Source organism: Methylosinus sp. KRF6, from assembly GCF_018887255.1.
In the GTDB taxonomy this organism is placed as follows: Bacteria; Pseudomonadota; Alphaproteobacteria; order Rhizobiales; family Beijerinckiaceae; genus Methylosinus; species Methylosinus sporium.
Genome location: NZ_JAHLJF010000001.1, coordinates 257097 through 282988 on the forward strand (window position 1 = coordinate 257097; position 25892 = coordinate 282988).

27 protein-coding genes and 1 tRNA gene are annotated in these 25892 nt (G+C 64.6%); 12 read left to right on the forward strand and 16 right to left on the reverse strand.

The window, feature by feature from the left end; translation table 11 throughout:
• Positions 1–4: 4 nt before the first annotated feature.
• From KP010_RS01280 to KP010_RS01330, 11 genes are all read right to left on the reverse strand, one after another.
• Positions 5–715 (reverse strand): glutathione S-transferase family protein, encoded by a 711-nt coding sequence (locus KP010_RS01280; RefSeq protein WP_216280293.1) that lies wholly within the window; start codon positions 713–715, stop codon positions 5–7.
• Positions 716–1083: 368 nt separating this feature from the next.
• Positions 1084–1737 (reverse strand): phosphoribosylglycinamide formyltransferase, encoded by a 654-nt coding sequence (gene purN / locus KP010_RS01285; RefSeq protein ID WP_216280294.1) that lies wholly within the window; start codon positions 1735–1737, stop codon positions 1084–1086.
• Positions 1734–2801 (reverse strand): phosphoribosylformylglycinamidine cyclo-ligase, encoded by a 1068-nt coding sequence (gene purM, locus KP010_RS01290; RefSeq protein ID WP_216280295.1) that lies wholly within the window; start codon positions 2799–2801, stop codon positions 1734–1736. Before purM ends, purN begins: the two co-directional genes overlap by 4 nt.
• A 140-nt stretch (positions 2802–2941) precedes the next feature.
• Positions 2942–3310 carry an iron-sulfur cluster assembly accessory protein gene (locus KP010_RS01295; protein ID WP_185966512.1) on the reverse strand — a complete coding sequence of 123 codons (369 nt, stop codon included), beginning with the start codon at positions 3308–3310 and terminating at the stop codon, positions 2942–2944.
• Between the two features lie 58 nt (positions 3311–3368).
• On the reverse strand, positions 3369–3794 hold the full coding sequence (locus KP010_RS01300) for a VOC family protein (protein ID WP_108918178.1): 426 nt from the start codon (positions 3792–3794) through the stop codon (positions 3369–3371).
• 15 nt (positions 3795–3809) lie between these two features.
• A complete protein-coding gene (locus KP010_RS01305; protein WP_026598750.1) occupies positions 3810–4166 on the reverse strand; it encodes an iron-sulfur cluster assembly protein in 357 nt (118 codons plus the stop codon).
• Positions 4167–4235: 69 nt separating this feature from the next.
• The gene (locus KP010_RS01310) at positions 4236–5486 is read right to left on the reverse strand and encodes a cysteine desulfurase (protein WP_142863304.1); all 1251 of its coding nucleotides are present in this window, start codon (positions 5484–5486) and stop codon (positions 4236–4238) included.
• The gene (sufD, locus tag KP010_RS01315) at positions 5483–6817 is read right to left on the reverse strand and encodes a Fe-S cluster assembly protein SufD (protein WP_142863331.1); all 1335 of its coding nucleotides are present in this window, start codon (positions 6815–6817) and stop codon (positions 5483–5485) included. Before sufD ends, KP010_RS01310 begins: the two co-directional genes overlap by 4 nt.
• Entirely contained in the window at positions 6798–7547 is a 750-nt protein-coding gene (gene sufC, locus KP010_RS01320) for a Fe-S cluster assembly ATPase SufC (RefSeq protein WP_142863303.1), read from the reverse strand. Before sufC ends, sufD begins: the two co-directional genes overlap by 20 nt.
• A gap of 140 nt (positions 7548–7687) precedes the next feature.
• Positions 7688–9157, reverse strand: coding sequence for a Fe-S cluster assembly protein SufB (sufB, locus tag KP010_RS01325; protein WP_108918175.1), 1470 nt, complete (start codon positions 9155–9157; stop codon positions 7688–7690).
• Positions 9158–9224: 67 nt separating this feature from the next.
• Positions 9225–10385: a cysteine desulfurase family protein gene (locus KP010_RS01330; protein ID WP_142863302.1), complete on the reverse strand. Its 1161-nt coding sequence runs from the start codon at positions 10383–10385 to the stop codon at positions 9225–9227.
• 301 nt (positions 10386–10686) lie between these two features.
• Between KP010_RS01330 and KP010_RS01335 the strand changes: the two genes are divergently transcribed.
• Positions 10687–11361 carry an alpha/beta hydrolase gene (locus tag KP010_RS01335; protein ID WP_108918173.1) on the forward strand — a complete coding sequence of 225 codons (675 nt, stop codon included), beginning with the start codon at positions 10687–10689 and terminating at the stop codon, positions 11359–11361.
• Positions 11362–11662: 301 nt separating this feature from the next.
• Here the strand turns inward: KP010_RS01335 and KP010_RS01340 are convergent, their stop codons facing one another.
• Positions 11663–12232, reverse strand: a complete 570-nt coding sequence (locus KP010_RS01340) for a redoxin family protein (protein WP_108918202.1) — start codon at positions 12230–12232, stop codon at positions 11663–11665.
• Between the two features lie 216 nt (positions 12233–12448).
• Here KP010_RS01340 and KP010_RS01345 point away from each other — a divergent pair, with 216 nt between their 5' ends.
• Entirely contained in the window at positions 12449–12892 is a 444-nt protein-coding gene (locus tag KP010_RS01345; protein ID WP_216280296.1) for a hypothetical protein, read from the forward strand.
• 100 nt (positions 12893–12992) lie between these two features.
• Here the strand turns inward: KP010_RS01345 and KP010_RS01350 are convergent, their stop codons facing one another.
• Entirely contained in the window at positions 12993–14111 is a 1119-nt protein-coding gene (locus KP010_RS01350; protein ID WP_216280297.1) for an anhydro-N-acetylmuramic acid kinase, read from the reverse strand.
• 172 nt (positions 14112–14283) lie between these two features.
• On the opposite strand from KP010_RS01350, the gene nhaA reads away from it, so the two are divergent.
• The 4 genes from nhaA (at position 14284) to KP010_RS01370 (ending at position 17500) form a co-directional block, all read left to right on the forward strand.
• A complete protein-coding gene (gene nhaA, locus KP010_RS01355) occupies positions 14284–15483 on the forward strand; it encodes a Na+/H+ antiporter NhaA (RefSeq protein ID WP_167398732.1) in 1200 nt (399 codons plus the stop codon).
• A gap of 46 nt (positions 15484–15529) precedes the next feature.
• Positions 15530–15868: a hypothetical protein gene (locus tag KP010_RS01360; protein ID WP_216280298.1), complete on the forward strand. Its 339-nt coding sequence runs from the start codon at positions 15530–15532 to the stop codon at positions 15866–15868.
• Between the two features lie 103 nt (positions 15869–15971).
• On the forward strand, positions 15972–16334 hold the full coding sequence (locus KP010_RS01365) for a hypothetical protein (protein WP_166141631.1): 363 nt from the start codon (positions 15972–15974) through the stop codon (positions 16332–16334).
• A gap of 431 nt (positions 16335–16765) precedes the next feature.
• Positions 16766–17500: an FkbM family methyltransferase gene (locus KP010_RS01370; RefSeq protein WP_166141632.1), complete on the forward strand. Its 735-nt coding sequence runs from the start codon at positions 16766–16768 to the stop codon at positions 17498–17500.
• 127 nt (positions 17501–17627) lie between these two features.
• On the opposite strand, the gene KP010_RS01375 is transcribed toward KP010_RS01370, so the two are convergent.
• Together KP010_RS01375 and KP010_RS01380 are read right to left on the reverse strand one after the other, a co-directional pair.
• Positions 17628–17701, reverse strand: a tRNA-Cys gene (locus KP010_RS01375).
• Between the two features lie 178 nt (positions 17702–17879).
• The gene (locus tag KP010_RS01380) at positions 17880–18197 is read right to left on the reverse strand and encodes a GCG_CRPN prefix-to-repeats domain-containing protein (RefSeq protein ID WP_216280299.1); all 318 of its coding nucleotides are present in this window, start codon (positions 18195–18197) and stop codon (positions 17880–17882) included.
• Positions 18198–18373: 176 nt separating this feature from the next.
• Here KP010_RS01380 and KP010_RS01385 point away from each other — a divergent pair, with 176 nt between their 5' ends.
• The 5 genes from KP010_RS01385 to KP010_RS01405 all read left to right on the forward strand — a co-directional run bounded on the left by KP010_RS01385 (position 18374) and on the right by KP010_RS01405 (position 24491).
• Positions 18374–19498, forward strand: coding sequence for a hypothetical protein (locus KP010_RS01385; RefSeq protein ID WP_142863294.1), 1125 nt, complete (start codon positions 18374–18376; stop codon positions 19496–19498).
• A 372-nt stretch (positions 19499–19870) separates the two neighbouring features.
• Complete coding sequence (gene gyrA, locus KP010_RS01390; RefSeq protein ID WP_142863293.1) at positions 19871–22618, forward strand: DNA gyrase subunit A; 2748 nt, start codon at positions 19871–19873, stop codon at positions 22616–22618.
• Positions 22619–22808: 190 nt separating this feature from the next.
• The gene (locus tag KP010_RS01395; RefSeq protein WP_142863292.1) at positions 22809–23444 is read left to right on the forward strand and encodes a glutathione S-transferase family protein; all 636 of its coding nucleotides are present in this window, start codon (positions 22809–22811) and stop codon (positions 23442–23444) included.
• A gap of 46 nt (positions 23445–23490) precedes the next feature.
• A complete protein-coding gene (locus KP010_RS01400; protein WP_142863291.1) occupies positions 23491–24048 on the forward strand; it encodes a Uma2 family endonuclease in 558 nt (185 codons plus the stop codon).
• A gap of 107 nt (positions 24049–24155) precedes the next feature.
• On the forward strand, positions 24156–24491 hold the full coding sequence (locus KP010_RS01405; RefSeq protein ID WP_142863290.1) for a hypothetical protein: 336 nt from the start codon (positions 24156–24158) through the stop codon (positions 24489–24491).
• A 39-nt stretch (positions 24492–24530) separates the two neighbouring features.
• On the opposite strand, the gene KP010_RS01410 is transcribed toward KP010_RS01405, so the two are convergent.
• Positions 24531–25190, reverse strand: a complete 660-nt coding sequence (locus tag KP010_RS01410) for a class I SAM-dependent methyltransferase (protein WP_142863289.1) — start codon at positions 25188–25190, stop codon at positions 24531–24533.
• 51 nt (positions 25191–25241) lie between these two features.
• Between KP010_RS01410 and KP010_RS01415 the strand changes: the two genes are divergently transcribed.
• Entirely contained in the window at positions 25242–25835 is a 594-nt protein-coding gene (locus tag KP010_RS01415; RefSeq protein WP_142863288.1) for a glutathione S-transferase, read from the forward strand.
• Positions 25836–25892: the final 57 nt, after the last annotated feature.

Here is a 25892-nt window from a genome sequence, read left to right on the forward strand (position 1 = left end):
TTTTTCAGGCCGCGACATAATTCGGAAAATAGGCGGCGAGCAGCCTGTCTCGGTAAGCCACGAGATTGGGCTTGCTCGCCACCGCGTCGCGGAGCGGCGATTCGAGCTCGGGAACGAGCGATTCCGCCACCATGGCGAAGGCCGTGGCGTCGGCGGCGCTCGGCGCCGCGCCGAAGAGATAGGGCTTGTCGCCGAGCAGAATTGAGAGCGCGTCCACGTCGCGACGCGCCAATTCGGCGAGTTCCTCATTCGAATGCCGCCCGAGGCCCTGCGCCGTGAGGCAGCGGGCGATCTTCTTTCGGATCAGCGCCTTTATGAGCGGGCGAACGAGCGCCGGAACGCGCGCGAAAAATTTCGCCGGACCACGCTCGAAATTGCCATCGTCGATCCAGCGGGCCTGCACCATCAGCCAATAATAATGTTCTTCCAGCATTTTCTCGACGGCCCAGCCGGCGGCGCGCTGCTCCGGCGTGAGGCCTGCGTCGAAATCCATGCCATAGGTCTTTTCGAGATAGAGGCGGATAAAGGTGGAATCGGCGATGATTTTTCCCTCGTCATCGATATAAGGCAGCTTGCCCTTGGGTGCGCGGCCGTAGCCGGAGTGATCTTCGCTGTATCGAAGACCGGCGAATTTCAGCAGCGCCATGGTCTTGAGCACAAAGGGGCTTGCATCCGGGAGGCCGAAATAAGGGCCGAACGAGTATAATTTTATCATTGTCGAAACCTCTTTGCGGAAGCCACTTCGAGAATATGATCGAGAAGCTGCAAAGACCCTATTCTCGACGGGCAAAGGCAAGTAAGTCTCGTATCTTTGCGTTAACATTGGGGCTGATCCGCGCGCGATGGCGGCGAGGGCGATATGATGACGAAACGCTGGGTCGACTGGGGGGCTAGGGCGACAGGCTTGCTGGCGCTCGCGATTCTGCTCGTAGCGATGCCCTTCGATGGCGCGCTCGGCCTCGCCAAGCTTTTGGCTTTCGGCGTCTATCTCTGCTGGTTCGCGCTTCCGAGCCCCTGCAAGGGCGGCGCGTCCTATCCCTTCGGCCATGGCTTTCGCCCAGGCGCCGGATGCCCGCGGCAGGATCAGCCGGAGGAGGGGACGGCGAGCGCCGGCTGCGGCGACGGGCTCGCCCCGAGCACGCGATTGCCCTCGACCCTGACGGCGCCGGAAGCGACGAGCCGCAACGCCCGCGGATAGAGCAGATGCTCCTGCTCGAGCACGCGCGTCCCGAGACTCTCCGGCGTATCGGAATCGAGCACGGCGACCGCCGCCTGGGCGACGATCGGCCCCTCATCCATTTCCGGGACGACGAAATGGACCGTGCAGCCGTGAATTTTCACGCCAGCGGCGAGCGCCCGCTCATGTGTGTGCAGGCCGCGAAAGGCCGGAAGCAAGGCCGGGTGGATATTGAGCATACGCCCGCGCCATTGGCCGATGAACCAGGGCGTCAGCAGACGCATGAAGCCGGCGAGACAGAGAAGCTCGATTCGATGCGTCTCCAGCACGATCTGTAGCGAGCGCTCGAACTCCTCCCGGCCGGCGTAGATCTTATGATCGACGGCGGCGACGGCGACGCCCGCCGCTTTGGCTTTGGCGAGTCCGACGGCTTCCGGGCGATTGGAGACGACGAGCGCGATCTCGGCCGGAAAATCCGGCGCGCGGGCCGCCTCGATCAGCGCGTCCATATTGGAGCCGCGCCCGGAAATGAGGATCGCAGTGCGCAGCCGCCGGCTCACAGCGGCAGATTCCCGCGCGTGACGACGCGCGGCCCGTCGCCGGTCGCCGCAATCTCGCCTATGGCGATCGGCGTCTCGCCCGCTTCGCGCAGCGCCGCGACGGCTTCGTCCGCGCCGTCTTTGGCGACGACCACGACCATGCCGATGCCGCAGTTGAAGGTGCGCAGCATTTCGGCTTCCGCGACGCCGCCCGTCAGCGCGAGCCAGGAGAAGACCGGCGGCGGGCGAAACGCGCCGAGATCGAGCGCGGCGCCCAGCCCCTTCGGCAGCACGCGCGGCAGATTGTCGGGAAAGCCGCCGCCGGTGATGTGGGCGAGGGCGAGAATTTTCTCGCTGCGCTTCAACGCCGCGAGCAGCGGCTTCACATAGATGCGCGTCGGCGTGAGCAGCGCCTCGGCCAGCGTCCGCTCGGCCGCGAAGGGCGCGGGCGCGTCCCAGGCGAGGCCCGACTCGGCGACGATGCGGCGAATGAGCGAGAAGCCGTTGGAATGGGCGCCGGAGGAGGGCAGACCGAACAGAAGATCGCCTTCCCTCACCTCGGCGCGCGGCAGCAGGCGCGAGCGCTCGGCCGCGCCGACGGCAAAACCTGCGAGATCATAATCGCACTTGGAATAGAGGCCCGGCATTTCCGCCGTCTCGCCGCCGAGCAGCGCGCAGCCGGCCTCGACGCAGCCGGCGGCGATCCCCGAGACGACGGCCGCCGCTGCGCCCGGCTCGAGCTTGCCGCTCGCGTAATAGTCGAGGAAAAACAGAGGCTCGGCGCCCTGCACGACGAGATCGTTGACGCACATTGCGACGAGATCGACGCCGATCGTGTCATGAAGGCCGGATTCGATGGCGATCTTGATCTTGGTGCCTACGCCGTCATTGGCGGCGACCAGAACGGGATCGGAAAAACCTGCCGCCTTGAGGTCGAAGAGGCCGCCGAAGCCGCCGATCTCGCCATCCGCGCCTGGTCGGCGCGTCGAGCGCACGGCGGGGCGGATGAGGTCCACCAGCCGATTTCCGGCGTCTATGTCGACGCCGGCCTGGGCGTAAGTGAGATCTTTTTGTCCTGCCGCCATTGCGATATCCCGCGCTCGATTTCGAGCCTGCGGCCTAGCGCCTTACGCGGCTGGGCGCAATCCGTTTTGCGGGTGTCGCGGGGCAGAGCGAAGGACGATTTTTCCGACCGCCTCGTCGCCCCGCTCCGCGCGAGACGGACTCAGCCGCTCACATGCTTCTCGACCGCGCTCGGATCGACCGGGTTGAGCTCGACGCTCTCGCCGCAGCCGCAGGCCGAGGTCTGGTTCGGGTTCTGGAACACGAAGCTCGACGAGAATTGCTGCACATCGAGATCCATGCGCGTGCCGAGCAGATAGATGACCGCCTGGCCGGCGACGATGACGCGCGCGCCTTTTTCCTCGATCACCTCGTCGCCCGGCGAGGGCTCGGCCAACTCCATCTTATAGGCCATGCCGGCGCAACCGCTCTTCTCCACGGAGATGCGCAGGCCGATATTGGGGTTCTCGGCGCCGGCGAGCAGGCCGCGCACGCGCTCCGCCGCGGAATCGCTGAGGCTCATGACGTTCATCTGTTCGCTCCCTACATCCCTTTCGTCTGCCGCGTGAATGCGCGAGCCGACGTCGCGATCAATAATTCTTCCATATGCCCGGCGTCGCCAGCTCGACGAGATTGTCGTCGGGATCGCGGAAATAGAGGCTCCGCCCGCCGCGCGGCCACTCCATCCGCGCTTCGATCGGCACATTCCTCTCCGCGAGCCGCCGCTCCCACAGGCCGAGATCGTCGGGCCGGATCGCGAGCGCGAAATGCAGGCGCCCGCGACCTTCGTGCGGCGGTATCTCGCCCCCCGGCAGAACCACCGCCTCGCTCATTGTTTCCCGCGCGAACAACAAGAGCACGCTACGCGGTCCGCAATCATAAGCTATGAGCCGCTGATCGGCGAACATTGGCTCGAGGCCGAGCGCGTCCTCATAGAAATGCGAGGCGCGCGCCAAATCCTCGACATAGAGAGCCGTCTCGAGACACCCGTCGATCTTCGGCGCGGGCGCGTCCATCGGCTCTCCTCACTCTCACCACATATCGAGAGTCATGCGCGCTTCGTCCGACATGCGGCTCTGGTCCCATGGCGGCTCGAAGACGAGCTTGACGATGACGGCCATCACGCCCGGCACGAGGCTCACCGAACTCTGCACCTGCTCGACGATCTGGCCGGCGACGGGACAGCCCGGCGCGGTCAAGGTCATATCGATATAGACGACGTCCTCGGGCGTGATGTCGATATTGTAAATCAGGCCGAGCTCGAAAATATCGGCGGGAATCTCGGGATCCTGCACGGTCTTCAGCGCGGCGACAATGCCTTGCGTCAGCCGTTCGACCTCTTCCTTCGATCGGCCCGCGGGCAGGGACTGCTGCTCATCCCGAGTCAGCTCCCGACCGGTCACGACTTCCTGCGGCTCCACCGCGTCATCGGTCTTGGTCACGATTCTGTCTCCTCATCAAGAAAACAGCGCCTTTGCTTTCAGCAGCGCTTCCGCCAGGCGATCGACCTCGTCGCGCGTATTATACATTGCGAAAGAGGCGCGGCAGGTGGAGGTGACGTTGAAGCGCTGCAATAGCGGCATGGCGCAATGGGTCCCGGCGCGCACGGCGACGCCGGAGCGGTCGATAACGGTCGCTATGTCGTGGGCATGGGCCTCCGGCATGTCGAAAGCGACGATCGGTCCCTTGTCCTTGGCGTGACCGAAGATTCGAAGCCCCGGTATAACGGAGAGGCGCTCATGCGCATAGGCGGTGAGATCGGCCTCATGGGCGCGAATCGCCGGGCGGCCGATCTTCTGCATATAGTCGAGCGCCGCGCCGAGCCCCGCCGCCTGCACGATGGGCGGCGTGCCGGCCTCGAAGCGATGCGGCGGCGTGTTGTAGGTCACATAGTCGCGCGTGACCGTCTCGATCATCTCGCCGCCACCGGCGAAGGGCGGCAGCTTCTCGAGCCATTCGCGCTTGCCATAGAGAGCGCCGATGCCGGTCGGTCCGTAGAGCTTATGGCCGGTGACGATGTAGAAATCGACGTCCAGCGCGCGCACGTCGACATCGAGATGCACCGCGCCCTGCGAGCCGTCGACGAGCACCGGCACGCCATGAGAATGGGCGATGCGCACGATATCGGCGATCGGCGTCGGCGCCGCCAGCACATTGGACATATGCGTCAGCGCGACGATCTTCGTCCGCGGCGTGATGAGCTTCTCGAAATCCTCGAGCGAGAAGACGCCGTCATCGTCGGTCTCGATCCATTTCAGCACCGCGCCCTTGCGCTCGCGCAGGAAATGCCAGGGCACGATGTTGGAGTGATGCTCCATGATCGAGAGGATGATCTCATCGCCCTCGCCGATATGCGCGAGCCCATAGGAAGAGGCGACGAGATTGATCGCCTCCGTCGCGCCGCGCGTGAAGATGATCTCCTCGCGATTCTCCGCGTTGAGGAAGCGGCGCAAAGTCTCGCGCGCGCCCTCATAGGCGTCGGTCGCCGCATTGGCGAGATAATGCAGGCCGCGATGCACATTGGCGTATTCGTGCTCGTAGACCTGGGAGATGCGCTCGATCACTTGCCGCGGCTTCTGCGCCGAGGCGGCGTTGTCGAGATAGACGAGATCCTTGCCATAGGGCTTTTCGGCCAGGATCGGAAAGTCGCGGCGGATCGCCTCGACATCATAGGCGGGCGTGGCCTCGGCCAAGAGCGGCTGGTTCACTTCGCTCCCCCTCGCTTGCCGAGCCAGCTGCGGATGCGCTCGAAATAGATGTCGCGCACCGCCTCCTCGCCGAGCGCCTCGACGATCTCGCCGGCGAAGCCTTCGATCAGCAGCGCCTCGGCCTCATGCTTGGGCAGGCCGCGCGCTACCAGATAGAAGAGCTGGTCGGCGTCGAGGCGTCCGCAAGTGGCGCCATGGCCGCAAACGACGTCGTCGGCGAAAATCTCCAGCTCCGGCTTATTGTTCATCGTGGCGTTCTCGCTGAGCAGCAGAGCCCGCGACTGCATGGAGCCGTCGGTCTTCTGCGCGCCCGGGCGCACCACCACCTTGCCTTGGAACACGCCGGTCGACTGACCGTCGAGCACGCTGCGGAAACGCTCGCGGCTCTGGCAATGAGCCGCGGCATGTTCGACGACGAGCGTCGTATCCGCGTGATCCTTGCCGCCGAGCAGGGAGATTCCGTCGAGCGAGACGCTCGCCTCCTCGCCGGCGAGTCGCGCGAAGATTTGCCGACGCACGAGGCCGCCGCCTTCGACGAAGCCGAGCGATTTGAACGCGGCTTTCGCCTGCGCCGTGATCAGCAGGCTGAACAGGCGGATGGCGGATTCCGATTGCGGGCCGATGTCGGCGATATGCTCGACCTCGGCGCCCGCGCCGATCGCGAAAGCGAGAACGTGGTTCTCCTGCGCGCCGGAGGGCGAGAGGGCGAGCGAGGTCTCGACGATCTTCGCCTTGGCGCCGTCGCCGACGATGACGAGCGAGCGCGTGAAGGAGGAGCAGGCCTCGCCGCCGGAGGAGAGCAACAATATCTCGATCGTCTCGGCGACTTCTGTCGCCGGAGCGATGCGCAGCACCACGCCGTCCTGCATCAGCGCCGCATTGAGAGCGATGACGGCGTCGGCCCCGGCGTTCTCCGGCAGGCCCAGCGCCGTGAGGACGGAAGCGTCCTCCTTGGCGAGGACATCGGCGAGAGAGGAGAGCTCGACGCCGGCCGGCAGAGAAGCGACGTCCGACAGCTCGGGACGGAACGCGCCGTCGGCGACGACGAGACGCACACGGCCGAGGGTCGTCGGCGGCAGCGTGATCGCTCCCGGCGCGCCGAGCGGAGCCACGGTGCGCAGCGAGGCGCGCAGATCGGTATAGTGCCACGCCTCGACGCGACGCGTCGGCAGCCCTTTGCGCGTGAAGAACTCCCACGAGGCCTGGCGCAACGCGGGCGCGCCCTTGCCCTTCATCGCCTCGAAGGCGCCGGCGAAGGCCGCCTCGGCCTCGCTCTTCTTGTCGATCGCCTGCACGGTCATGATCTCACCCTCACGCCGCTTCGCCGACATAATCACGATAGCCGCTCTTCTCGAGCTCGAGCGCGAGCTCCGGCCCGCCGGTCTTCTGAATCTTGCCCTTGGCCATCACATGCACAGTGTCCGGCTTGATGTAATCGAGCAGGCGCTGATAATGGGTGATGACGAGGAAGCCGCGCTTCGGCGAGCGCAGCGCATTCACGCCCTCGGAGACGATGCGCAGCGCGTCGATGTCGAGGCCGGAGTCGGTCTCGTCGAGAATGCCGAATTTGGGCTCCAGCAGGCTCATCTGCAGAATGTCCATGCGCTTCTTCTCGCCGCCGGAGAAGCCGACGTTCAGCGCGCGCTTCAGCATGTCCATGTTGATGCCGAGCTTGGTGGAAGCCTCGCGCACCATTTTCATGAAGTCAGGCGTCTGCAGCTCTTCCTCGCCGCGCGAGCGGCGCTGCGCGTTCACGGCGGCCTTGAGGAAGGTCATCGTCGCGACGCCCGGAATCTCGACCGGATATTGGAAGGCGAGGAACACGCCCTTGGCGGCGCGCTCATGCGGCTCGAGGTTCAGAATATTCTCGCCGTCGAGCAGCACCTCGCCCTCGGTGACGTCATAGCCCTCGCGGCCGGAGATGACATAGGAGAGCGTGGATTTGCCGGTGCCGTTCGGCCCCATGATGGCCGCCACTTCGCCGTCCTTCACCGTGAGGTTCAGCCCGTCGAGAATTTTACGCTCGCCGATGGAGACGTGGAGATTCTTGATTTCGATCATGGTGTCGTCCTGTTGGCTGTTCGCTGTCGTGCGAGGGACGTTGCAAATCGGAGGCCGCTCAATCGGGGCCGTTTCGTCGCCCGCCTGCCTCGTAAAGAGGCGCTCAATAAACGCAGAGCGCCTCTTTGCTCATCGATACGTCAACCGACGCTGCCTTCGAGGCTCACTGCAATCAGTTTCTGCGCTTCCACTGCGAATTCCATCGGCAGCTTCTGCAGAACGTCGCGCACGAAACCATTGACGATGAGCGCCGTCGCCTCTTCTTCGGAGAGGCCGCGCTGCATACAATAGAACAGCTGGTCCTCGGAGATTTTCGACGTCGTCGCCTCATGCTCGAACACGGCGGAGGCGTTCTTCGACTCGAGATAGGGCACAGTATGCGCGCCGCATTTGTCGCCGATGAGCAGGCTGTCGCAATTTGTGAAATTGCGCGCGCCTTCCGCCTTGCGATGCGCCGACACCTGTCCACGATAGGTGTTCTGCGAATTGCCGGCCGAAATGCCCTTGGAGATGATGCGGCTCTTGGTGTTCTTGCCGAGATGGATCATCTTCGTGCCGCTGTCGACCTGCTGATAGCCGTTCGACACTGCGATCGAATAGAACTCGCCTTGCGAATTATCGCCGCGCAGAATGCACGACGGATATTTCCACGTCACCGCGGAGCCCGTCTCCACCTGCGTCCAGGAGATATGCGAGTTCTTGCCGCGGCAATCGCCACGCTTGGTGACGAAGTTGTAGATGCCGCCCTTGCCCTCGCTGTCGCCGGGATACCAGTTCTGCACCGTCGAATATTTGATCTCGGCGTCGTCGAGAGCGACGAGCTCGACCACGGCGGCGTGCAGCTGGTTCTCGTCGCGCTTGGGGGCCGTGCAGCCTTCGAGATAGCTGACATAGGAGCCGGCGTCGGCGATGATCAGCGTGCGCTCGAACTGTCCCGTGTTCTTCTCGTTGATGCGGAAATAGGTCGACAGCTCCATCGGGCAGCGTACGCCCGGCGGGATGTAGACGAAAGACCCGTCCGAGAAGACGGCGGAGTTCAGCGTGGCGTAGAAATTATCCGTCACCGGAACGACTGAGCCGAGATATTTGCGCACCAGCTCGGGATGCTCGCGCACCGCTTCCGAGATCGGGCAGAAGATCACGCCGGCCTTGGAGAGCTCCTCGCGGAAGGTCGTCGCCACCGAGACCGAGTCGAACACCGCGTCCACAGCGACCTTGCGCTGCTCGACGCCGGCGAGCGCCTCCTGCTCGCGCAGCGGAATGCCGAGCTTCTCATAGGTGCGCAGCAGCTCCGGATCGACCTCGTCCAGCGACTTGGGGCCGGGCGTCGATTTCGGCGCGGAATAGTAATAGAGGTCCTGATAGTCGATCGCGGGATAATCGACGCGAGCCCATTTGGGCTCCTCCATCGTCAGCCAGCGCCGATAGGCCTCGAGCCGCCACTCGGTCAGCCATTCGGGCTCGTTCTTCTTTGCCGAAATGAAGCGGACGATATCCTCGCTGAGGCCCTTCGGGGCCTTTTCGGATTCGATATCGGTGGTGAAGCCGTATTTATATGCGTCGACGTCGATCTCTTCGACGCGCGCCACCGTCTCCTGGCGAGCCGCCATTTGTCCTCTCCTCGTCTCGACGGGTTCAAGGCCCGCCGGCCGAAATTAGAGCCGCCTAAGCCGCCCTTCAGGCGGCCGTCCGCCGCGCCCTGATCCTCTTCGCGACCCCTGCAAAAGCGATACCAAACAAATCTACATGCTCCTCCGTCGAACTCCAACCCAAGCTCGCCCTGAGCGCGGCTTTGTCCTCGAGGCCCATAGCGGCGAGCACATGGGAGGCTTTCACCTTGCCCGAGGAGCAGGCCGAGCCGGAGGAGAGCGCGATCCCTTCGACGTCCAGCGCCATCAGCAAGGTCTGCGCTTTCTGGCCCGGGGTCAGAAAGGCGGAGGTATTGGCGAGCCTCGGGCCTTTCGCGCTGAGAAACATGGCTTCCGGCCAGATTTCCGCGATTTTCGCCTCCAGTCGGTCGCGCAGCGCGCCGAGCCTTTCGGCCTCCGCTTCCATGCTGTCTTTCGCGACTGCGAAAGCCGCGGCGAAGCCGGCGATGGCGGCCACATTCTCGGTTCCGGCGCGGCGTCCGCCCTCCTGGCCGCCGCCGCGCAAAAGCGCCTCTCTGATATGGAGCCGGTCCTCCGCGAACGCCAGTGCTCCGGCGCCCATAGGTCCCCCGATCTTATGTGAGGAAAAGAACAAAGCATCGGCCGGCCGGGCCGCGAATGTGGTCTCCAGCCGTCCGACCGCCTGGGTGGCGTCGCAGACCAGAAGCCCGCCTGCCGCATGGACGAGATCGGCCGCCGCGGCGACCGGCTGTATGGCCCCGGTCTCATTGTTGGCGGCCTGCAGGGCGAGCAGGATTCGTTTGTCTTTGTTGCGCTGCAGCGTATCGGCCAGCGCATCGAGCGACAGGGCGCCCTCCGGGTCGAGCCCGATGGTCTCGACGCGCTCGGCGGGGAAGCGATGCCCGGCGAGAACGGCCGGATGCTCGCCGGCGCCGAGGAGCAGCAAATCGATCTCCGCCGTAGTTTGGTCTCGTTGTAAGAAAGGCGTCAAAATCAGATTGGCGGCCTCGGTCGAGCCGGACGTGAAGACGACATTGCGCGATTTCGTCCCAAGTCCCGCGGCGATTTCACTGCGCGCCCCCTCGATCAGCGCGCGGGCGGCTCGGCCTTCGGCATGGACGGAGGACGGATTGCCGAGTGTCTCCAGCGCCGCGAGCATGGCGTCGCGCGCCTGCGGCCGCAGCGGCGTGGTGGCGTTGTGATCGAGATAGGCGCGCGGTGCGGACATGAGGCGAAGCTAATCGTTCCGCAACGAGAATGGGAGAGGCCTGCGGCCGGCGAATTGCGATCTCGGCCGAGCTCGCGATCGGTCGGACAGAAAGCGCCGCGACCTTCAAAACTCTTGCATCTAGCGAGGTCACACATGCTAGAAGGCCCGCTCGGCCGTCAAAGGGCCGCGGGTTCGGAGCGCGCCGGACGCGCGGACGCCCGAAAGGGGCGCTCCGGCCGGAGCATAACGCATTTTCGGCCCCGGCGGAAACCGCTCGGCCGCATAGGGCGTTTTTCGCGCGGGGGAGACGAGGAACTCAATGCCCGAGGTCATTTTCACCGGCCCTGCCGGCCGGCTCGAAGGCCGCTTTCATCAATCGGCGCAGCGCGGCGCGCCGATCGCCATCGTGCTGCATCCGCATCCGCAATTCGGCGGCACGATGAATAATCAGATCGTCTATCATCTCTATTACGCTTTCGCCGAGCGCGGCTTTTCCGTGCTGCGCTTCAATTTCCGGGGCGTCGGCCGCAGCCAGGGTGCTTTCGATCACGGCGCCGGCGAGCTCTCCGACGCCGCGGCCGCGCTGGATTGGGCGCAGGCCGTCAATCCGGAGGCGCGCGCCTGCTGGATCGCCGGCGTCTCCTTCGGTTCCTGGATCGGGATGCAATTGCTGATGCGCCGGCCGGAGATAGAGGGCTTCGTCTCGGTCGCGCCGCCGGCCAATCGATTCGATTTCTCGTTTCTGGCGCCGTGCCCGTCATCGGGCCTGTTCATCCATGGCGACATAGATCGCGTGGCGCCGCTCAAGGAAGTGACCGGCCTCATCGAGAAGCTCAAGACGCAGAAGGGCATCGTCATCGAGCACGCCGTCGTGCAGGGGGCGAACCATTTCTTCGAGAACCGCATCGAGCCGCTGATCGCTCATGTCGATTCCTATCTCGACAAGCGTCTCGGCAATCCGCCGCGCATCGCCATTCCCGCGCGTGGCGACTGACGACGGTCGAAGAGCCGAAAGGGGAGCGCGACGCTATGCGGGCGTCGTGCATTTTCATGTCTGCGGCAGGGAGCGCTCCCGCCGTCCCCACGATCCGCTGAGACGGGGCCGGGGCGGGCCGGATGGCGGGGCGCGGTCTCGAGAAAGAGAGCCGCGAACCGGCGGGAGCGGGAGAAGACTCTTCTCTACGCGCTCCGAGCTCAAGTTAAATTTTGTCAATATTGGAAGAGGCGCGGAATAAACGCCGCCGCCTGACGCTCAATTCTTTATTACGAAAATTTAATGTGCGCATTCGACGCTCTCACGCGCCCTTGGCCAGCGCCGGCAGCACGCGGGTCGCGATCGCGTCTTCGTCGATCGGTCCGAGAATCGCGATATCGATCTTCGGACCCGGCGCCACGACGAAGCTCGCCGGAACGCCGCGCGCGCCGAGCGCCCGCTGGAGCAAGGCGCGCTCGTCCCGTCCGACCGCGACAAACGGATTGCCATGCTCAGCCAAAAATCTGCGGGCGTGGTCGGGATCGTCCTTCACATTGGCGCCGTAGATGGCGACGCCTTTTTGCGCCAGCGCCATCACCAGATGATGCTCGGCCCGGCAACTCGGGCAATAGGAGGCCCAAAGATAGAGCAGGGCGTGCTTGTCAGCGAGATCGGCGGATGCAAATCCGGGCGTCGGACGCCCATCGGCGAAAGTCAGCCCCGGCGTCGGCGGCAGGTCGAAAGCCTCGATCGACAGAGTGTTGAAGAAGCGGACAGAGAGATCTTTTCTCGACCAGACTTCCGCGCCGACAGCCGCCAGCCCGAAAGCAGCCAATAGCAGGCCGCGCCGGCTTGTGGTCATGCGTCTGTCGTCATTGGTGGCCGCGCGCATCTTCGCTCCTGCATTCGCCTCGCCGCAGCTTGGATTGGAAACCTTCAATATGGAATGAACAGGGCGGCGCGTGCGAGGCGGCTGGTTCTTGACAATTGCGATTGTCCTGCTTCATCGTTTCTGAACGATTGCTTCTCCCTACGCGCGGAGAGTGGGGCGGCGCCGAATTGTTCCGCGGAAAATCTTCGATATGCGGCCGATTTCAGGAGGCTCTTCATGAAAATTTCGAGACGATGGCGTTGCGTCGCAATCCTATTCGCTCTGGCGCTGGCGGGTTGCAACGTCGGACCACAGGTCAGTTTCGCCAATGGCGGCAGCGAGGTTCTCATCCGACGGGAGGCGACGGTCGCGTCGGGCGCGCTCGTGCGCCTCCACACTCTGAGCAATAATATCGATCCGGACTGCTCCAGCATTCGCCGCGCCGACGTTCGCGTCGCGCGGGAACCGCAGCACGGGCGTCTGACGATCGTGAGGTCGGTGGTTTATCCGGGCTTTTCACCCGGCAATCCGCGCGCGCATTGCAATGGCAAAGGGACGCAGGGCGCCAAGGTCGAATATCGCTCCACGCCCGGTTTTCAGGGCGAAGACCTCGTCGAATATGAGATTTGGACATTCAACGGCGGGCGCCTGCGGTACACGGCCGTGATTCACGTCCTTTAGAGTGTCCGTTCCAGCCGAAGTGGACACCGGTTCGGCGTTGGAAACGCGTCAAAACAAAGGCCGAGAGTCATTCCGTGTTTCAATGAAACACGGAATGACTCTAGCGCATCGTCCGATCGGATCGGACAATCCGGCCGCCCTTGGTCGGCGCGCTCACCCCGGTCGTTCCGGGGAAGGTCAGCGGCAGGCCGTTCAGCACACGCACCGCGAGAAAGGCGAAGGCCTGCGCCTCGATCGCATCGCCCATCCAGCCGACCTCGGCCGCGGTGGCGACCGGGCAGGGGAGGCGGCGGGCGAGCTCGCCCATCAGCGTCGGATTATGCGCGCCGCCGCCGCAGATGATCGCGCGCGCCGGAGCAGAAGGCCTCTGCCCGAAGGCGAGAGCGAGCGAGGCCGCAGTGAAGGCGGTCAGCGTCGCGGCCGCGTCCTCGACCGAGAGCTTATCTGTTAGGTGAAATGAAAAATCATTTCTATCCAATGATTTCGGATAGGTTTTTTGAAAATATGGATGAAGAAGGAGCGATTGCAGAACGGCCTCGTCGACGCGCCCTTTGGCGGCGGTCGCGCCGTCGCGATCGACCGGCTGGCCGGTTCGCGCGAGCATGACATCGTCGATGAGCGCATTGCCGGGGCCGGTGTCGAAGGCGACGGGCTCGGCCGCGCCATCGACGAAAGTGACATTGGCGACGCCGCCTATGTTGATCACGGCGGCCGGCCCTGCGATCCCGCTCGCTGCAACCAGAGCGCGATGATAGGCCGGAACCAATGGCGCGCCTTCGCCGCCGGCGGCCACATCGTCGGCGCGAAAATCAAAGGCGACATCGACGCCGAGCCGCTCGGCCAGCGCCTTCGCGTCGCCGATCTGGACGGTCAGCCGGCGCTCGGGCCGGTGCAGGACCGTCTGCCCGTGAAAACCGATGATATCGACGGCGGCCGGATCGAGCTTCTCGTCGCGCAGGAACGATTCGACCGCCTGCGCATGGCGCTCGGTGATCAGACGCTCGGCCGCGCCGACCGCGCCCGGCCGCGCCTCGCGGTCGGCGAGATCCGTTGCTTCGGCGAGGGCGGCGCGAAGCAGATCGCGGTCCGCTTCGGAGTAAGCGAAAAAGCCGGTCGGTCCGAAGACGAGTCGCGCTTCGCCATCCGTGTCGAGCAAGGCGACGTCCACCCCGTCCATGGACGTGCCGGACATGAGGCCGATGGCGCGGGAGAGGGTCATTTGCGTCTCCTGTCGGCGTCGATATCCGGTCCGCGTCCATATAGAGCGCTCTGAGCCGATCCGGTTTTCCGAATCGGTTTTCCGAACCGGATTTTCAATCCGGTTTTCCTTGCCAGATCGCCGCAAATCGCTCAACTGTGGCGCTTCTCGTTCACCTTGGGCGGAGCGCGCCGTGAAACATCATTCGCATCATGCGGAGCCTTCGACGCTGCGCCGTTTTCTCGCCAGCGAAGCGGCCGGCGGCGTGGTGCTGATGGTGAGCGCGGCCGTCGCGCTGGCGCTCGCCAATTCGCCTTGGGCGTCGGCCTATCACGATCTGCTCGAGGCGCCGATCGCCGGTCATTCGACGCTGCATTGGATCAATGACGGGCTGATGGCGATATTTTTTCTGCTCGTCGGACTCGAGATCAAGCGCGAGCTCGTCGATGGGCATTTGCGCCATTGGTCGGCGCGCGTGCTGCCGGGCGTCGGAGCCCTCGGCGGCATGGTCGCGCCGGCGCTGGTTTTCGCCTATTTCAACGCCCAATCGCCGCAAACGGCGCGCGGCTGGGCGATTCCTTCGGCGACCGACATCGCCTTCGCGCTCGGCGTGCTGGCGCTGCTCGGCGATCGCGTTCCCGGCGCATTGAAAGTGTTTCTCACCGCTCTCGCCATTCTCGACGATCTCGGCGCGATCGTCATCATAGCGGTCTTTTATGCGGGCGAGCCGTCGGCGGCGCCCCTGCTCGGCGCCGGGGTGACCTTGTTTCTGCTGCTCGGCCTCAATCTCTTCGAGGTGAAATTCCTCACGCCCTATCTGCTGCTCGGCGTGGCGCTGTGGCATTTCGTGCAGCTCAGCGGCGTCCATGCGACCCTCGCTGGCGTTCTGCTCGCCGCGATGATTCCGCTGCGCCTCTCCGGGCCGGATCCGGAGGAGCATACGCCGCTGCACCGGCTCGAGAATGCGCTCGGGCCTTTCGTCGCCTTCATCGTGCTGCCGCTCTTTGGTTTCGCCAATGCGGGCGTGGCGTTCGGCGGCGGCGATCTCGCGGCGGGCGGGGGGCCGGTTCTGCTCGGCGTGGCGCTCGGACTCTTCCTCGGCAAGCAGGCCGGGGTCTTCGCGGCGATCGCGCTGGCCATAGGGACGCGCATCGCGTCCCGACCTCCCAAGAGCGGCTGGGGCCAGCTCTACGGCGTGTCCGTCCTCTGCGGCGTCGGCTTCACCATGAGCCTGTTCATCGGCCAGATCGCATTCGACGCCGACGAGGGGGCGATGCGCGCGACCAAGATCGGCGTGCTCGCCGGCTCGGGCGCGTCCATTCTGCTCGGCTCACTGGCGCTGTGGATCATGTCGAAGCGCGCGTCGGCAGGACGCGCGCCGATCGATTCGTGAAAAAATAGGGTAAGCTCGATCGGCTCCATTTCAGCGAGGTCGGCTCATGGCCAATTTCAAGCTTCCTCTGTCCGGCGACGTCGCCCAGACGATCAATCCCTGGACCGCCGTCTTCAGCCCCTATGGCGGTCAATTCGGACTCATCAATATAAATCTCGGCCGCTCGAGCGCCCCTCGGGTCGAGGAGGATGTTCTCGCGGACGTCGGCAGCTATGGTAAGCAGCTCGGCCGCATCGGCGACGCTATGGCCGTGCTCTTGAAGCATTTTCATCCGCAATGCGAGCTCACGGCGGAGGAGCGCGCCGCGCTCGACGCGCTGACGGCGATGCTGGAAGAAATCGACGCGATCAAGCGCCGCCATGACCGGCAGGTCGCAGCGCCCTGACACAGAGCCCTGACGCGCGTGCGACGCGCCCACCACAACCTTGACAAGCGTTGCGAACCGGGTTGAACTCGAAATTATTGAATTCGAGAAAGTAGGATTTCCGATGGATCAAGTTTTCAGAGCATCCAACAGCCCCGAGGTCATCGAGCTCTATCGGCTGATGCGCGCGCTTCTCGCGCTGCGGGACATGTTCGATGGGGCCTATGAGCGGGCGGTTCTGTCCATGCTGCCGGAGGCGACGCGTAAGCGATTCGATCGCATCGCGAATTGCGCGGACGACCATGCCGGCGTCGCCGTGGCGCGGCCGATCCTCGACGACTCTTATGACGCGCTCGAAGCCGTGTTCGACGAATATAAGCACGAGGTGGCCGAGAGCCTGCTCGCCGCCGCCCTCGCGGACACGGTCGCCGATCTTCCCGAGAAATTGGGCGCTCTGGAGAAATCGCTGCTGAGCGAGCGCCTCTAGCCGTTCCCGCCGAAGGGGACGCCGCTCAACGTCGGAAACGCGTTGAAACAATAGCTTAGAATCTCATTCGCAAAGTATCGAGAGCGAGTCCGAAGGTTCGCGGTCCAAGGGCGCATCCCGGACAGCGAGCCTTCCTGCTCGCTCTTTCGCTTTGTTCGATCTGGCTGTCGAGAGAAGGGGCGCGGCTGGAGGCCGCGGCGGGACTTCCAAAAATGAACAAATTCATGATGTCAAACACATGGTGAGGGGTTTTTCAGACGTCGCCCCTCAGATTGTGCGGCCCGCAGAAGCGGCCTAGAAAGAAAAGCTCGACGAGTTAAAGGGCGCCCGCGGGCAGCAAAAGGATCGCATCGAAGCTGCCGAGGCGCCGACCACGTTCATCGAGCTGCGCGGCAAATTGTAGCGGCAGCAACGAGTAGCGAGGCGAGCGAATGAAGGTGCGTCAATATGCGAAGCATATCGTCAATAGCACAGTCGCCACATTCGGTGCGCGCGTCGTCAATGCCGAATGGGGGCCGCGTGGATTTCAAGCCGCATTTCGCCAGATCGCTAGAACAGGATGGGCGCCGGCCACAGTTTTAGACATCGGCGCATCGACCGGGAGTTGGTCACGAGAGTGCATGTCGATCTTTCCATTGGCGCAGTATTTTTTGGCGGAGCCATTGGAATACAAGTGCACGGCGCTCAAATCTTTAGCTTCTTCCAACAATCGCGTTCGCTATTTCCTCGGTGGAATCGGCTCCAGGAACGGTCAACTCGAACTCAACGACAACGACGCACAATCGAGCTTTTTCTCCAGCCATGATTTCCATGGAGTCAAGCGGAGCGTGCCTGTGCGAACGTTGGACTCGTTCCGGGACGAGCTCGGATTCCAGGCGCCGATGCTGCTCAAGGCCGACGTTCAAGGATTCGAACTCGAAGTTTTAGAGGGCGCGAGGGAATGCTTGCCATTTGTCGATGTGATGCTGCTGGAGGTGTCATTCCGGCGCATTTACGACAGTGGCCCGCTCGCGCATGAGGTGATCGCATACGCGGGGATGAACGGGTTCCGCATGTATGATTTTGTCTCGTACATGCAGCGGGGCTGCGATGGCGCGCTCTTGCAAACAGAGATTGTTTTTGTGCGGGATGGAAGCAAATTGTTCAATGACGAGCGCGCGTTTTGAGTGCGCCAAAAGCAAGTGCGTCAAGCAAAAGAACAAAAAGCCCCGACGCCGAAGCGCATACTCCTCGAAACCAGCATACCCGATAGCGAGCTATCGGGTAATCCCACCCATATGTGAGGATTGATGTTGGAGGCCTCGGAGGGAATCGAACCCCCGTACAAGGATTTGCAGTCCTCTGCGTAGCCACTCCGCCACGAGGCCCCAGACGTGGGCGCCGAAAGCTCGACGTCGACGTGAGAAGGCTCGCTCATACAGGACCCGGCGGCGAACGGCAAGACTCCGTAGCGACAGTCTGGTTGCAACAGTCGGTCTCGTTGCAACAGAGTTGGCGCGGCGCGCAGAACTCGGCGAGCTCTTCGGTTCTACGCGCCGTGGCCGATCACCAGCGGTTCGGGACGCAGCGGCCCCACTGATTGGCATGGAGGCCGGGGCCGCAACGGTAACCGTGACGCGGTCCATAGACCGGCGGCGGACGGTAGCCCGGACGCGGACCATAGGCCGGCGGCGGCGGACGGCGATGCGGGACGCAGCGTCCCCAGGGATCGACGTGCCAGCCGGGGCCGCAACGATAGCCGATAGCCTGGGTCAGCGGGGCGGCCACCCCTTCCGCCAGTGGCGCGAGGGGCATGGCCATGGCGGACGAGGCCTCGACGCCGGCGAGCGCCAGAGCGGCGAGGAAAGCGAGCTTCAACTTCATTTGTCTCCTCCTGTCGGGAATGCGAAGCGAGGGCCTGAGCATCGCCCCATGCGGGTGAACCGACGGTGAATGCGTCGCGAGATCACGGCGTTAACAGATCGTTCATCGCATTGCTAAGGCTTTGTTCAACTCCGAGAGGCAAGCTGACGCCTCGTCATTGCAGTGGAGCTTCGGAGATGAGGTCGATATTCACGCCGTTCACGCGCCTGCTCGTCGGCGGCCTGACTCTGGCCGTCGCCGCCGCACATTTCGGATGCGCCGTCGCCGAGCCGCGCCGTTCGCGCGGCGGCGGGAGCGCGCCGATCGAGGAGTTCGGCGCGCCGACCAGCAAAGGCTACGACGATATCGTCGTGCAGCTCGCGCCGCTCGTCGCTGCGAAACCTGCAAAAGCGGTCCGACCGGCGGAGCCGGCCGCGGTCGCCGCGCCACCGCCGACCGTATCGACGAAGTCGGAGCCGGCGGCTCCCGTTTTCCTGCACGCGCCGCTTCCACTCATCGAGAGCGCGCCCGTCGCCGAGGTCGCGACGGCCGGGGAGCCGGGCCCCGTCGCGCCGCCGGCCGAGCCGGAGGCGGCCGCGGCTGCGCCGCAGAACATAGCCGCCGCGATGGAGGAGCCGGCGGAGCCTTCACCGCGAGCCGCAGATTCGGAAGCGATCGCCGAATCCAAAAAAGGCGAGGAGCCTGTCGCCGGGGAGGCCGCGCCGCCGCTCGCCGCAGTCGAAACTCTGCCTAACCCCGCCGCGGCGGCCGCTCCCGCTCCACTCCCCGAAGAAGCGTCCGCGGAGGAGAGCGAGTCGCCGCTCGCCCTCTGGCAGGCGCTGGTCGCCGCCTTCGCGCTCATCGGGCTGCTCGGCATGAAATATGTCCGGCGCGCGCCCGCCGCCCCGTCCGCGCAGGAGAAGGCCGCGCCGGCCGCCGGTCTCGCCGCTATGCGCGCGAAAATCGAGCCGCTGCGCGCCAAATTCCTCGCATTGCGCGGCCGGAAGCCGGCCGAGCGAGCACTCGAAGCGCCCACCGCCGCGGCGCCGAATGAAGCGCCGAAGAAGCCGAAATCGCTCGATTGGGCGGAAGTCGCGAATGCGCTCCGCGCGCGTTTCGGCGGCGCGAAAACCACGGGCGAGCCGGTGGCGGCCCAGCAAAATCGCTCGATCGGCCTCGTCGAGTCGGAGGGCAGGGGGCGCGTGGCCGATTCGTGGGAGACGAGCGAAGAGGATGGGCTCGAGCTGCTGGAGCCGGGCGACGCCAGCGCGCGGGCGATCGTCATGAACGCCCGACGTCGGCTGCGTTCGGCGCAGAGCTGACGCCGCCGCCCAAAATGAATCGGACAAGATTTGAGGAATTTTTCTAAACCCGTGTTTCTCCGAGCAGAACCGCGACGCCGCGCGGCGGGGCGAACTGGCGTCGCCGCCGAGAATCGCCTATAGAAAAATGGCGGTTTCGAGCGTCGTCGACGGCTGCCGCTAGGCTCGCCTCGGCGCGCTTCGCTCGAAACGTCCTGCGAGCGCGATCTCCACGTCCCGCCGCTCTCCCGAGCGGCGGACCTTGCAGCCGCCTCGCCTTCGTCGGCGAGACGGGACGACGACGAGAAGCGCTCTTTCCCAGAGCCGGCGCGACTTCGCCGCGGCAGGATTTCGCCGCGGAGCGCGGGACGATCGAAGCGGATTGGCGAGCCATTGGCCGAGAACGACACAGACGACACAAAGCCTCCGACGCCCGGTTCAGACATTCGCCCGGTCTCGATCGCCGACGAGATGAAGCGCAGCTATCTCGATTACGCGATGAGCGTGATCGTGAGCCGCGCGCTGCCGGATGTGCGCGACGGGCTCAAGCCCGTGCATCGGCGCATCATGTTCTCCATGCACGAGAACGGCCATACGCCCGATAAGCCTTATGTGAAATCGGCGCGCATCGTCGGCGACGTCATGGGTAAATATCACCCGCATGGCGACGCCGCGATCTATGACGCGCTGGTGCGCATGGCGCAGCCCTTTTCCATGCGGCTGCCGCTCATCGACGGCCAGGGCAATTTCGGCTCCGTCGACAACGACCCGCCGGCGGCCATGCGCTACACCGAGTCGCGTCTGGCCAAGCCGGCGCTTGCCCTGCTCGAGGATATCGACGAAGGCACGGTCGACTTCAAGCCCAACTATGACGACAAGGAGATGGAGCCGACGGTTCTGCCGGCGCGCTTTCCCAATCTCCTCGTCAATGGCGCGGGCGGCATCGCCGTCGGCATGGCCACCAATATTCCGCCGCATAATCTCGGCGAGGTGATCGACGCCGCAATTGCGCTGATCGACCGGCCCGAGATGGGCGTCGCCGAGCTCATGGAGATCGTGCCCGGCCCGGACTTCCCCACGGCGGCGACGATCCTCGGCCGCGGCGGCATACGCAACGCCTATACGACCGGGCGCGGCTCGATCATCATGCGCGCCAAGGCCGAGGTCGAGACGCTCCGCAAGGAGCGCGAGGCGATCATCTTCACCGAGATTCCCTATCAGGTGAACAAGGCCGCGCTGATCGAGCGCATCGCCGAGCTCGTCCGCGAGAAGAAGATCGAAGGCATCTCGGATCTCCGCGACGAATCCGATCGCCAAGGCATGCGCATCGTCGTCGAGCTGAAGCGCGACGCGGTTGCGGATGTGGTGCTGAATCAGCTCTGGCGCCATACGGCCCTTCAATCGAGCTTCCCGGTCAATATGATCGCGCTCAATGGCGGCCGGCCCGAGCTGCTGACGCTGAAGGACGTGCTCGTCGCCTTTGTCGACTTCCGCGAGACGGTCGTCACAAGGCGCACGAAGTTCCGCCTCGCCAAGGCGCGCGACGCCGCGCATCTGCAGGTCGGCCTCGCCATCGCCGTCGCCAATATCGACGAGGTCATTCGCCTCATCCGCACGTCTGCCGACGCCGCCGCCGCGCGCGAGGCGCTGATGGAGCGCGCCTGGCCGGCCAAGGATATGGCGCCGCTGGTCGCGCTGATCGCCGATCCGCGCCATGTGCTCGCCGAGGACGGAACCATCCGCCTCTCCGAGGCGCAGGCGCGCGCCATTCTCGAGCTGCGCCTGCAGCGTCTCACCGCGCTCGGCCGCGAGGAGATCGCCGAGGCGCTGAACAAGCTCGCCGCCGAGATCGCCGAATATCTCGAGATTCTGCGCTCGCGCGAAAAGCTGTTCGGAATCGTCAAGGACGAGATGATCGCGGTCAAGGAGGCCTATGCGACGCCTCGCCGGACGCAGATCGTCGATGGCGACGGCGATGTGGAGGACGAGGACCTCATCGCCAGAGAGGATATGGTCGTCACCGTCTCGCACGCCGGCTACATCAAGCGCGTGCCGCTCTCGACCTATCGCGCACAGCGGCGCGGCGGCAAGGGCCGCTCGGGAATGCAGACGAAGGAAGAAGACTTCGTTCAGCGCCTCTTCGTCGCCTCGACGCATACGCCGGTGCTGTTCTTCTCCTCGCTCGGCAGGGCTTACAAGGAAAAGGTCTGGCGTCTGCCTTTGGCGGCGCCGCAGGCGCGCGGCAAGGCGCTGGTCAATCTTCTGCCGCTGGAGCAGGACGAGCGCATCACCACCATCATGCCTCTGCCCGAGGACGAATCGAGCTGGGCGACGCTCGACGCCATTTTCGCGACGACGGGCGGCACAGTGCGCCGCAACAAGCTCTCGGATTTCTCCGATGTGCGGCGCTCCGGCATCATCGCCATGAAGCTCGACGAAGGCGAGGCCATCGTCGATGTCGCCACAGCGGCGGAGCAGGAGGATATTCTGCTGACGACGCGCGAGGGGCAGTGCATCCGCTTCCCGGTCAGCGACGTGCGCGTGTTCCAGGGCCGCACCTCCATGGGCGTGCGCGGCATAGCGCTAGCTGGCGACGACCGCGTGATCTCAATGTCGATCCTGCGGCATTTCGAGGCTGTCGGCGAGGAGCGCGCGGCCTATCTCAAGCGCGCCGCCGCGCAGCGCCGCAATGCGGGAGCGGAAGGCGCGGAGGAGGGCGCGGCGGAGGCCGAGGAGGCTTCGACCGCGATCGAGCTGACCGAGGCGCGCTATCGCGAAATGGAGCAGGCCGAGCAGATCATTCTGACCGTCTCCGAGAACGGCTACGGCAAGCGCTCTTCGTCCTTCGAATATCGCATCACCGGACGCGGCGGCAAAGGCATTGTCGCCATGGCGGTGAACGCCCGCAACGGCAAGCTCGTCGCCTCCTTCCCCGTGGGGCGCGGCGATGAGATCATGCTGGTGACGGATGGCGGCCAGCTCATCCGCTGCCCGGTGGAAGGCATACGCATAGCGGGCCGCGGCACGCAGGGCGTCATCGTCTTCGACACGGCGGAGGGCGAGCGCGTCGTCTCGGTCGAGCATTTGGCCGACGCCGGCGAGGACGAGGGGGCCGGCGATACAGGCGGCGAGATCGCTTGAGCCTTGGTCGCCGCCAAAGAAGCGCGTTTCGCCGGGGGATTTTCGGCGAAACGCAATTTGTTTTCATGAATTGCTCTCGTCGCGCGCAGCTACGCGGCTTCGATAAACGCAACCCCACGTCAATGGCGCGCGCCTGCGCCTCGGGCTAGATTACCGCAACGCCGAGATTGCCGAAGAAGGAGACCAACGCATGCTCACGATCTGGGGACGGCGCAACTCCTTCAATGTGCAGAAGGTCATGTGGCTCGTCGGCGAGCTCGCGCTCGATCACGCCCATGTGCCGCTCGGCGGCGCTTTCGGCGGGCTGGACGATCCGCAGTTTCGCGCGAAAAATCCGCATGGCCGCATTCCGGTCATAGACGACGAAGGCGTGGTGGTGTGGGAGTCTCACGCCATTCTGCGCTATCTCGCCGCGCGGCACGGCGGCGAGGCCTTCTGGCCAGCGGATCCGGCGACGCGCTCCTATCCCGATCGCTGGATGGATTGGGCGCAGACGACGCTGCAGCCCGCTTTCATCGACGGCGTGTTCATGGGCTATTACCGCACGCCGGAGGAAAAGCGCGACTGGCCGGCGATCATCGCCGCCGTCGCGCGCTGCGCGCAGCATTATCGATTTCTCGACGGCTGGCTCGCGGATCGTCCTTTCCTCGCCGGCGACGAGCCGACGCTCGCCGACATTCCCGCCGGAACGACGCTGTTTCGCTATTTCTCGCTCGACATAGAGCGGCCGTCGCTCCCCAATGTCGAGGCTTGGTATGCGCGCCTCTGCGAGCGGCCGGCCTATCGCCAGCATGTGATGGTGCCCTTCGACGATCTGAAGGGGTGACGCCCCGGAATGGCGCCGGATGCGCCATTCCGCTAGGATGCTCCGCATGAGCGCTCTGCCGAAGACGAAAATGACCGCCGAGGAATTCGTGGTCTGGGCCGAAGGACAGCCCGGCCGACACGAGCTCGTCGATGGTGAAGTTTTCGCTCAGGCGGCGGAACGAGCCGCCCATGCGAAGGCGAAAGGCGCGGCCTTTATCGCGCTGAAGGACGCTGTGCGCCACGCAGGCGCACCCTGCCATGTGCTGCCGGACGGAATGGCCGTGCGCGTCGATGCGACGACCGTCTTCGAGCCCGATGCGCAGCTCTATTGCGGACCGGAGCTGCCGCCGGACACGCTTTTCGTCGAAGCGCCTCTTATCGTCGTCGAGGTGCTGTCGCCATCCACAGGGCGCAATGACGCTCTCGGCAAGCTCGTCGGCTATTTTCGCATCGCGAGCGTCGCGCATTATCTCATCGTCGATCCAGATTCGCCGCTGGTGATTCATCATCGTCGCGGGGAGGGGAGCGATATTCTGACGCGCGTCATTCACGACGGCGACATCACGCTCGATCCGCCCGGCCTCGTCTTTCCGCTTTCTGCGCTCTATGGCGAGACGCATTGAAGCGTGCTCTGTGCTCGCGCGCACGGCGATGACAGCGCGCCGCGACTAATCTCCTCTGCATCCGATCGCAATGATTTCACGCGACGGTTTCAGATAGGAGATTGAAAATGTCCAAAGTGCTTTTCGTCGACACTAAAACCGAGCTCACCCTCGCGCCTGGTGCGACCGTTCACGGCTGGTGGAACAACGCCTCGCCCTTCAATGCGGTGTGGGACGCGCAGGCCGTGCCTTTCGCCACCGGCAGCACGGCGACCGGCTTCAACCAGGACACCTCGCTCGAGGTGACGCGCGTTTGGCGTCACTTCACGGTGACGGAGATCAAGCCGAACCCGCAGTCGCAGACCGTCGACACCAAGGACGAGACCGAGATTCATTACGAGATCAAGAATATCGGCAATTCGGTCGCGAAGTTCCACGTCGTGCTGAGCGCGATCTACGAGTGATGGCGTCGGAGGCGCGAGCCGAAAGGCTCGCGCGATCCGTCAATCATGCGCGACGAACACGGCGGCGCAGCCGACAATGTCGATCTCGACATTGCGGAAGCGCCGCTCGAGCGCATCGCGCAGCCCGTCGAGATCGTCGTCCCTGTTCGAGAACACGCCTTTGCGATTGTAGAATTCCATCAGCCGCCGCGCCGCGCCCGAGCGCGTGACGCCGCCTTGCAGCAAGGTCGAGCCGAAAAAGACGGCGCCCTCATTCGTCAGCGCCTTCAGATGGTCGAAGACGACGGCCTTTTCCGCTATCGCGCCCGGCAGGCAGTGCAGCAGATAATTGACGCCGACGGAATCGAATTTCGGCGCGTCGAAAGCGATTGGCTCCAGCACATTGCGGCGATAGCTCTCCGGCGAATAGCGCGCGATGCGGGCCGCCGCGAAGCGCAGCGCGTCCGCGTTCAAATCCATCAGCGCGACGCGCGGCGCGGCGGCGGGAAAGCGGCAATGGTCGAGATAATAGCCCGTGCCGACGCCGACATCGAGATGATTGCCCGACACATGCGCGTCATAGAGCGCGCGTAGGCGCGGCGTCGGACATTTCCAGATGAAGCGGTTGGAGAGGCCGAGCACCAGCAGATCGTAGAGCCGCAGAACCGCGGGCGTGTAGACGGCTTGGCCGGCGGCGATCTCTTCGGGACTGGCGGTCATCTTCGTTCCGTCCTATTGCTCGACGACGCCTTTTTCGACGTGAGGGAGCCAATGCCCATTCTACGCTATTCCGCGGCTTCGCCCTACGCCCGCAAGTGCCGCATCGTCGCCGAACTGCTCGGCTTCGGCGCGAGCGTCGAGCTCGTCGGCGCCGACACGACAAATCCCGACGATTCGTTGCGCGCGCAAAATCCGCTCGGCAAGGTACCGGTGCTCATCCTCGACAGCGGCGAGACCATCTATGACAGCCGCGTGATCTGCGAATATTTCGATCTTCTCGCCGGCGGCAAGCTCATACCGCAACCTCCCGCCGAGCGAATCGCGGCGCTGACGCTGCAATCGCTCGGCGACGGCATGAACGACGCCGCGCTGCTGATCCGTTACGAGGCGACGCGGCCGCAGGCTCTGCGCTCCGCCGATTGGGTGGCGTTGCAGACCGGAAAGCTCGACCGCGCGCTCGCGGCGCTCGACGCCGCTCCGCCGGCCGGCCCGGTGACGATCGGCCATGTCGCCGTCGCCGCCGCGCTCGGCTATCTCGATCTGCGCTTCGAAGGCGCCTGGCGCGCGAAATATCCCGCGCTCCTCGCTTGGCTGGACGCTTTTTCGCGCGAGGTTCCGGCCTTCGAGGCGACGCGCGTCGCTTGAAACGTAAGCGTTCACCCGGCGCCATTCTGGCGGCGCATGGCGTGGAAGTGGTAGCGG

What these genes read in the sequence shown, in the direction of transcription:
- KP010_RS01280 (WP_216280293.1), bottom strand. Translation starts at nt 715, where the DNA reads ATGATAAAATTATACTCGTTCGGCCCTTATTTCGGCCTCCCGGATGCA.
- purM (WP_216280295.1), bottom strand. Translation starts at nt 2,801, where the DNA reads ATGGCGGCAGGACAAAAAGATCTCACTTACGCCCAGGCCGGCGTCGAC.
- KP010_RS01295 (WP_185966512.1), bottom strand. Translation starts at nt 3,310, where the DNA reads ATGAACGTCATGAGCCTCAGCGATTCCGCGGCGGAGCGCGTGCGCGGC.
- KP010_RS01300 (WP_108918178.1), bottom strand. Translation starts at nt 3,794, where the DNA reads ATGGACGCGCCCGCGCCGAAGATCGACGGGTGTCTCGAGACGGCTCTC.
- sufD (WP_142863331.1), bottom strand. Translation starts at nt 6,817, where the DNA reads ATGTCGGCGAAGCGGCGTGAGGGTGAGATCATGACCGTGCAGGCGATC.
- sufC (WP_142863303.1), bottom strand. Translation starts at nt 7,547, where the DNA reads ATGATCGAAATCAAGAATCTCCACGTCTCCATCGGCGAGCGTAAAATT.
- sufB (WP_108918175.1), bottom strand. Translation starts at nt 9,157, where the DNA reads ATGGCGGCTCGCCAGGAGACGGTGGCGCGCGTCGAAGAGATCGACGTC.
- KP010_RS01330 (WP_142863302.1), bottom strand. Translation starts at nt 10,385, where the DNA reads ATGTCCGCACCGCGCGCCTATCTCGATCACAACGCCACCACGCCGCTG.
- KP010_RS01335 (WP_108918173.1), top strand. Translation starts at nt 10,687, where the DNA reads ATGCCCGAGGTCATTTTCACCGGCCCTGCCGGCCGGCTCGAAGGCCGC.
- KP010_RS01340 (WP_108918202.1), bottom strand. Translation starts at nt 12,232, where the DNA reads ATGCGCGCGGCCACCAATGACGACAGACGCATGACCACAAGCCGGCGC.
- KP010_RS01345 (WP_216280296.1), top strand. Translation starts at nt 12,449, where the DNA reads ATGAAAATTTCGAGACGATGGCGTTGCGTCGCAATCCTATTCGCTCTG.
- KP010_RS01350 (WP_216280297.1), bottom strand. Translation starts at nt 14,111, where the DNA reads ATGACCCTCTCCCGCGCCATCGGCCTCATGTCCGGCACGTCCATGGAC.
- KP010_RS01360 (WP_216280298.1), top strand. Translation starts at nt 15,530, where the DNA reads ATGGCCAATTTCAAGCTTCCTCTGTCCGGCGACGTCGCCCAGACGATC.
- KP010_RS01365 (WP_166141631.1), top strand. Translation starts at nt 15,972, where the DNA reads ATGGATCAAGTTTTCAGAGCATCCAACAGCCCCGAGGTCATCGAGCTC.
- KP010_RS01370 (WP_166141632.1), top strand. Translation starts at nt 16,766, where the DNA reads ATGAAGGTGCGTCAATATGCGAAGCATATCGTCAATAGCACAGTCGCC.
- KP010_RS01380 (WP_216280299.1), bottom strand. Translation starts at nt 18,197, where the DNA reads ATGAAGTTGAAGCTCGCTTTCCTCGCCGCTCTGGCGCTCGCCGGCGTC.
- KP010_RS01385 (WP_142863294.1), top strand. Translation starts at nt 18,374, where the DNA reads ATGAGGTCGATATTCACGCCGTTCACGCGCCTGCTCGTCGGCGGCCTG.
- KP010_RS01395 (WP_142863292.1), top strand. Translation starts at nt 22,809, where the DNA reads ATGCTCACGATCTGGGGACGGCGCAACTCCTTCAATGTGCAGAAGGTC.
- KP010_RS01400 (WP_142863291.1), top strand. Translation starts at nt 23,491, where the DNA reads ATGAGCGCTCTGCCGAAGACGAAAATGACCGCCGAGGAATTCGTGGTC.
- KP010_RS01405 (WP_142863290.1), top strand. Translation starts at nt 24,156, where the DNA reads ATGTCCAAAGTGCTTTTCGTCGACACTAAAACCGAGCTCACCCTCGCG.
- KP010_RS01410 (WP_142863289.1), bottom strand. Translation starts at nt 25,190, where the DNA reads ATGACCGCCAGTCCCGAAGAGATCGCCGCCGGCCAAGCCGTCTACACG.
- KP010_RS01415 (WP_142863288.1), top strand. Translation starts at nt 25,242, where the DNA reads ATGCCCATTCTACGCTATTCCGCGGCTTCGCCCTACGCCCGCAAGTGC.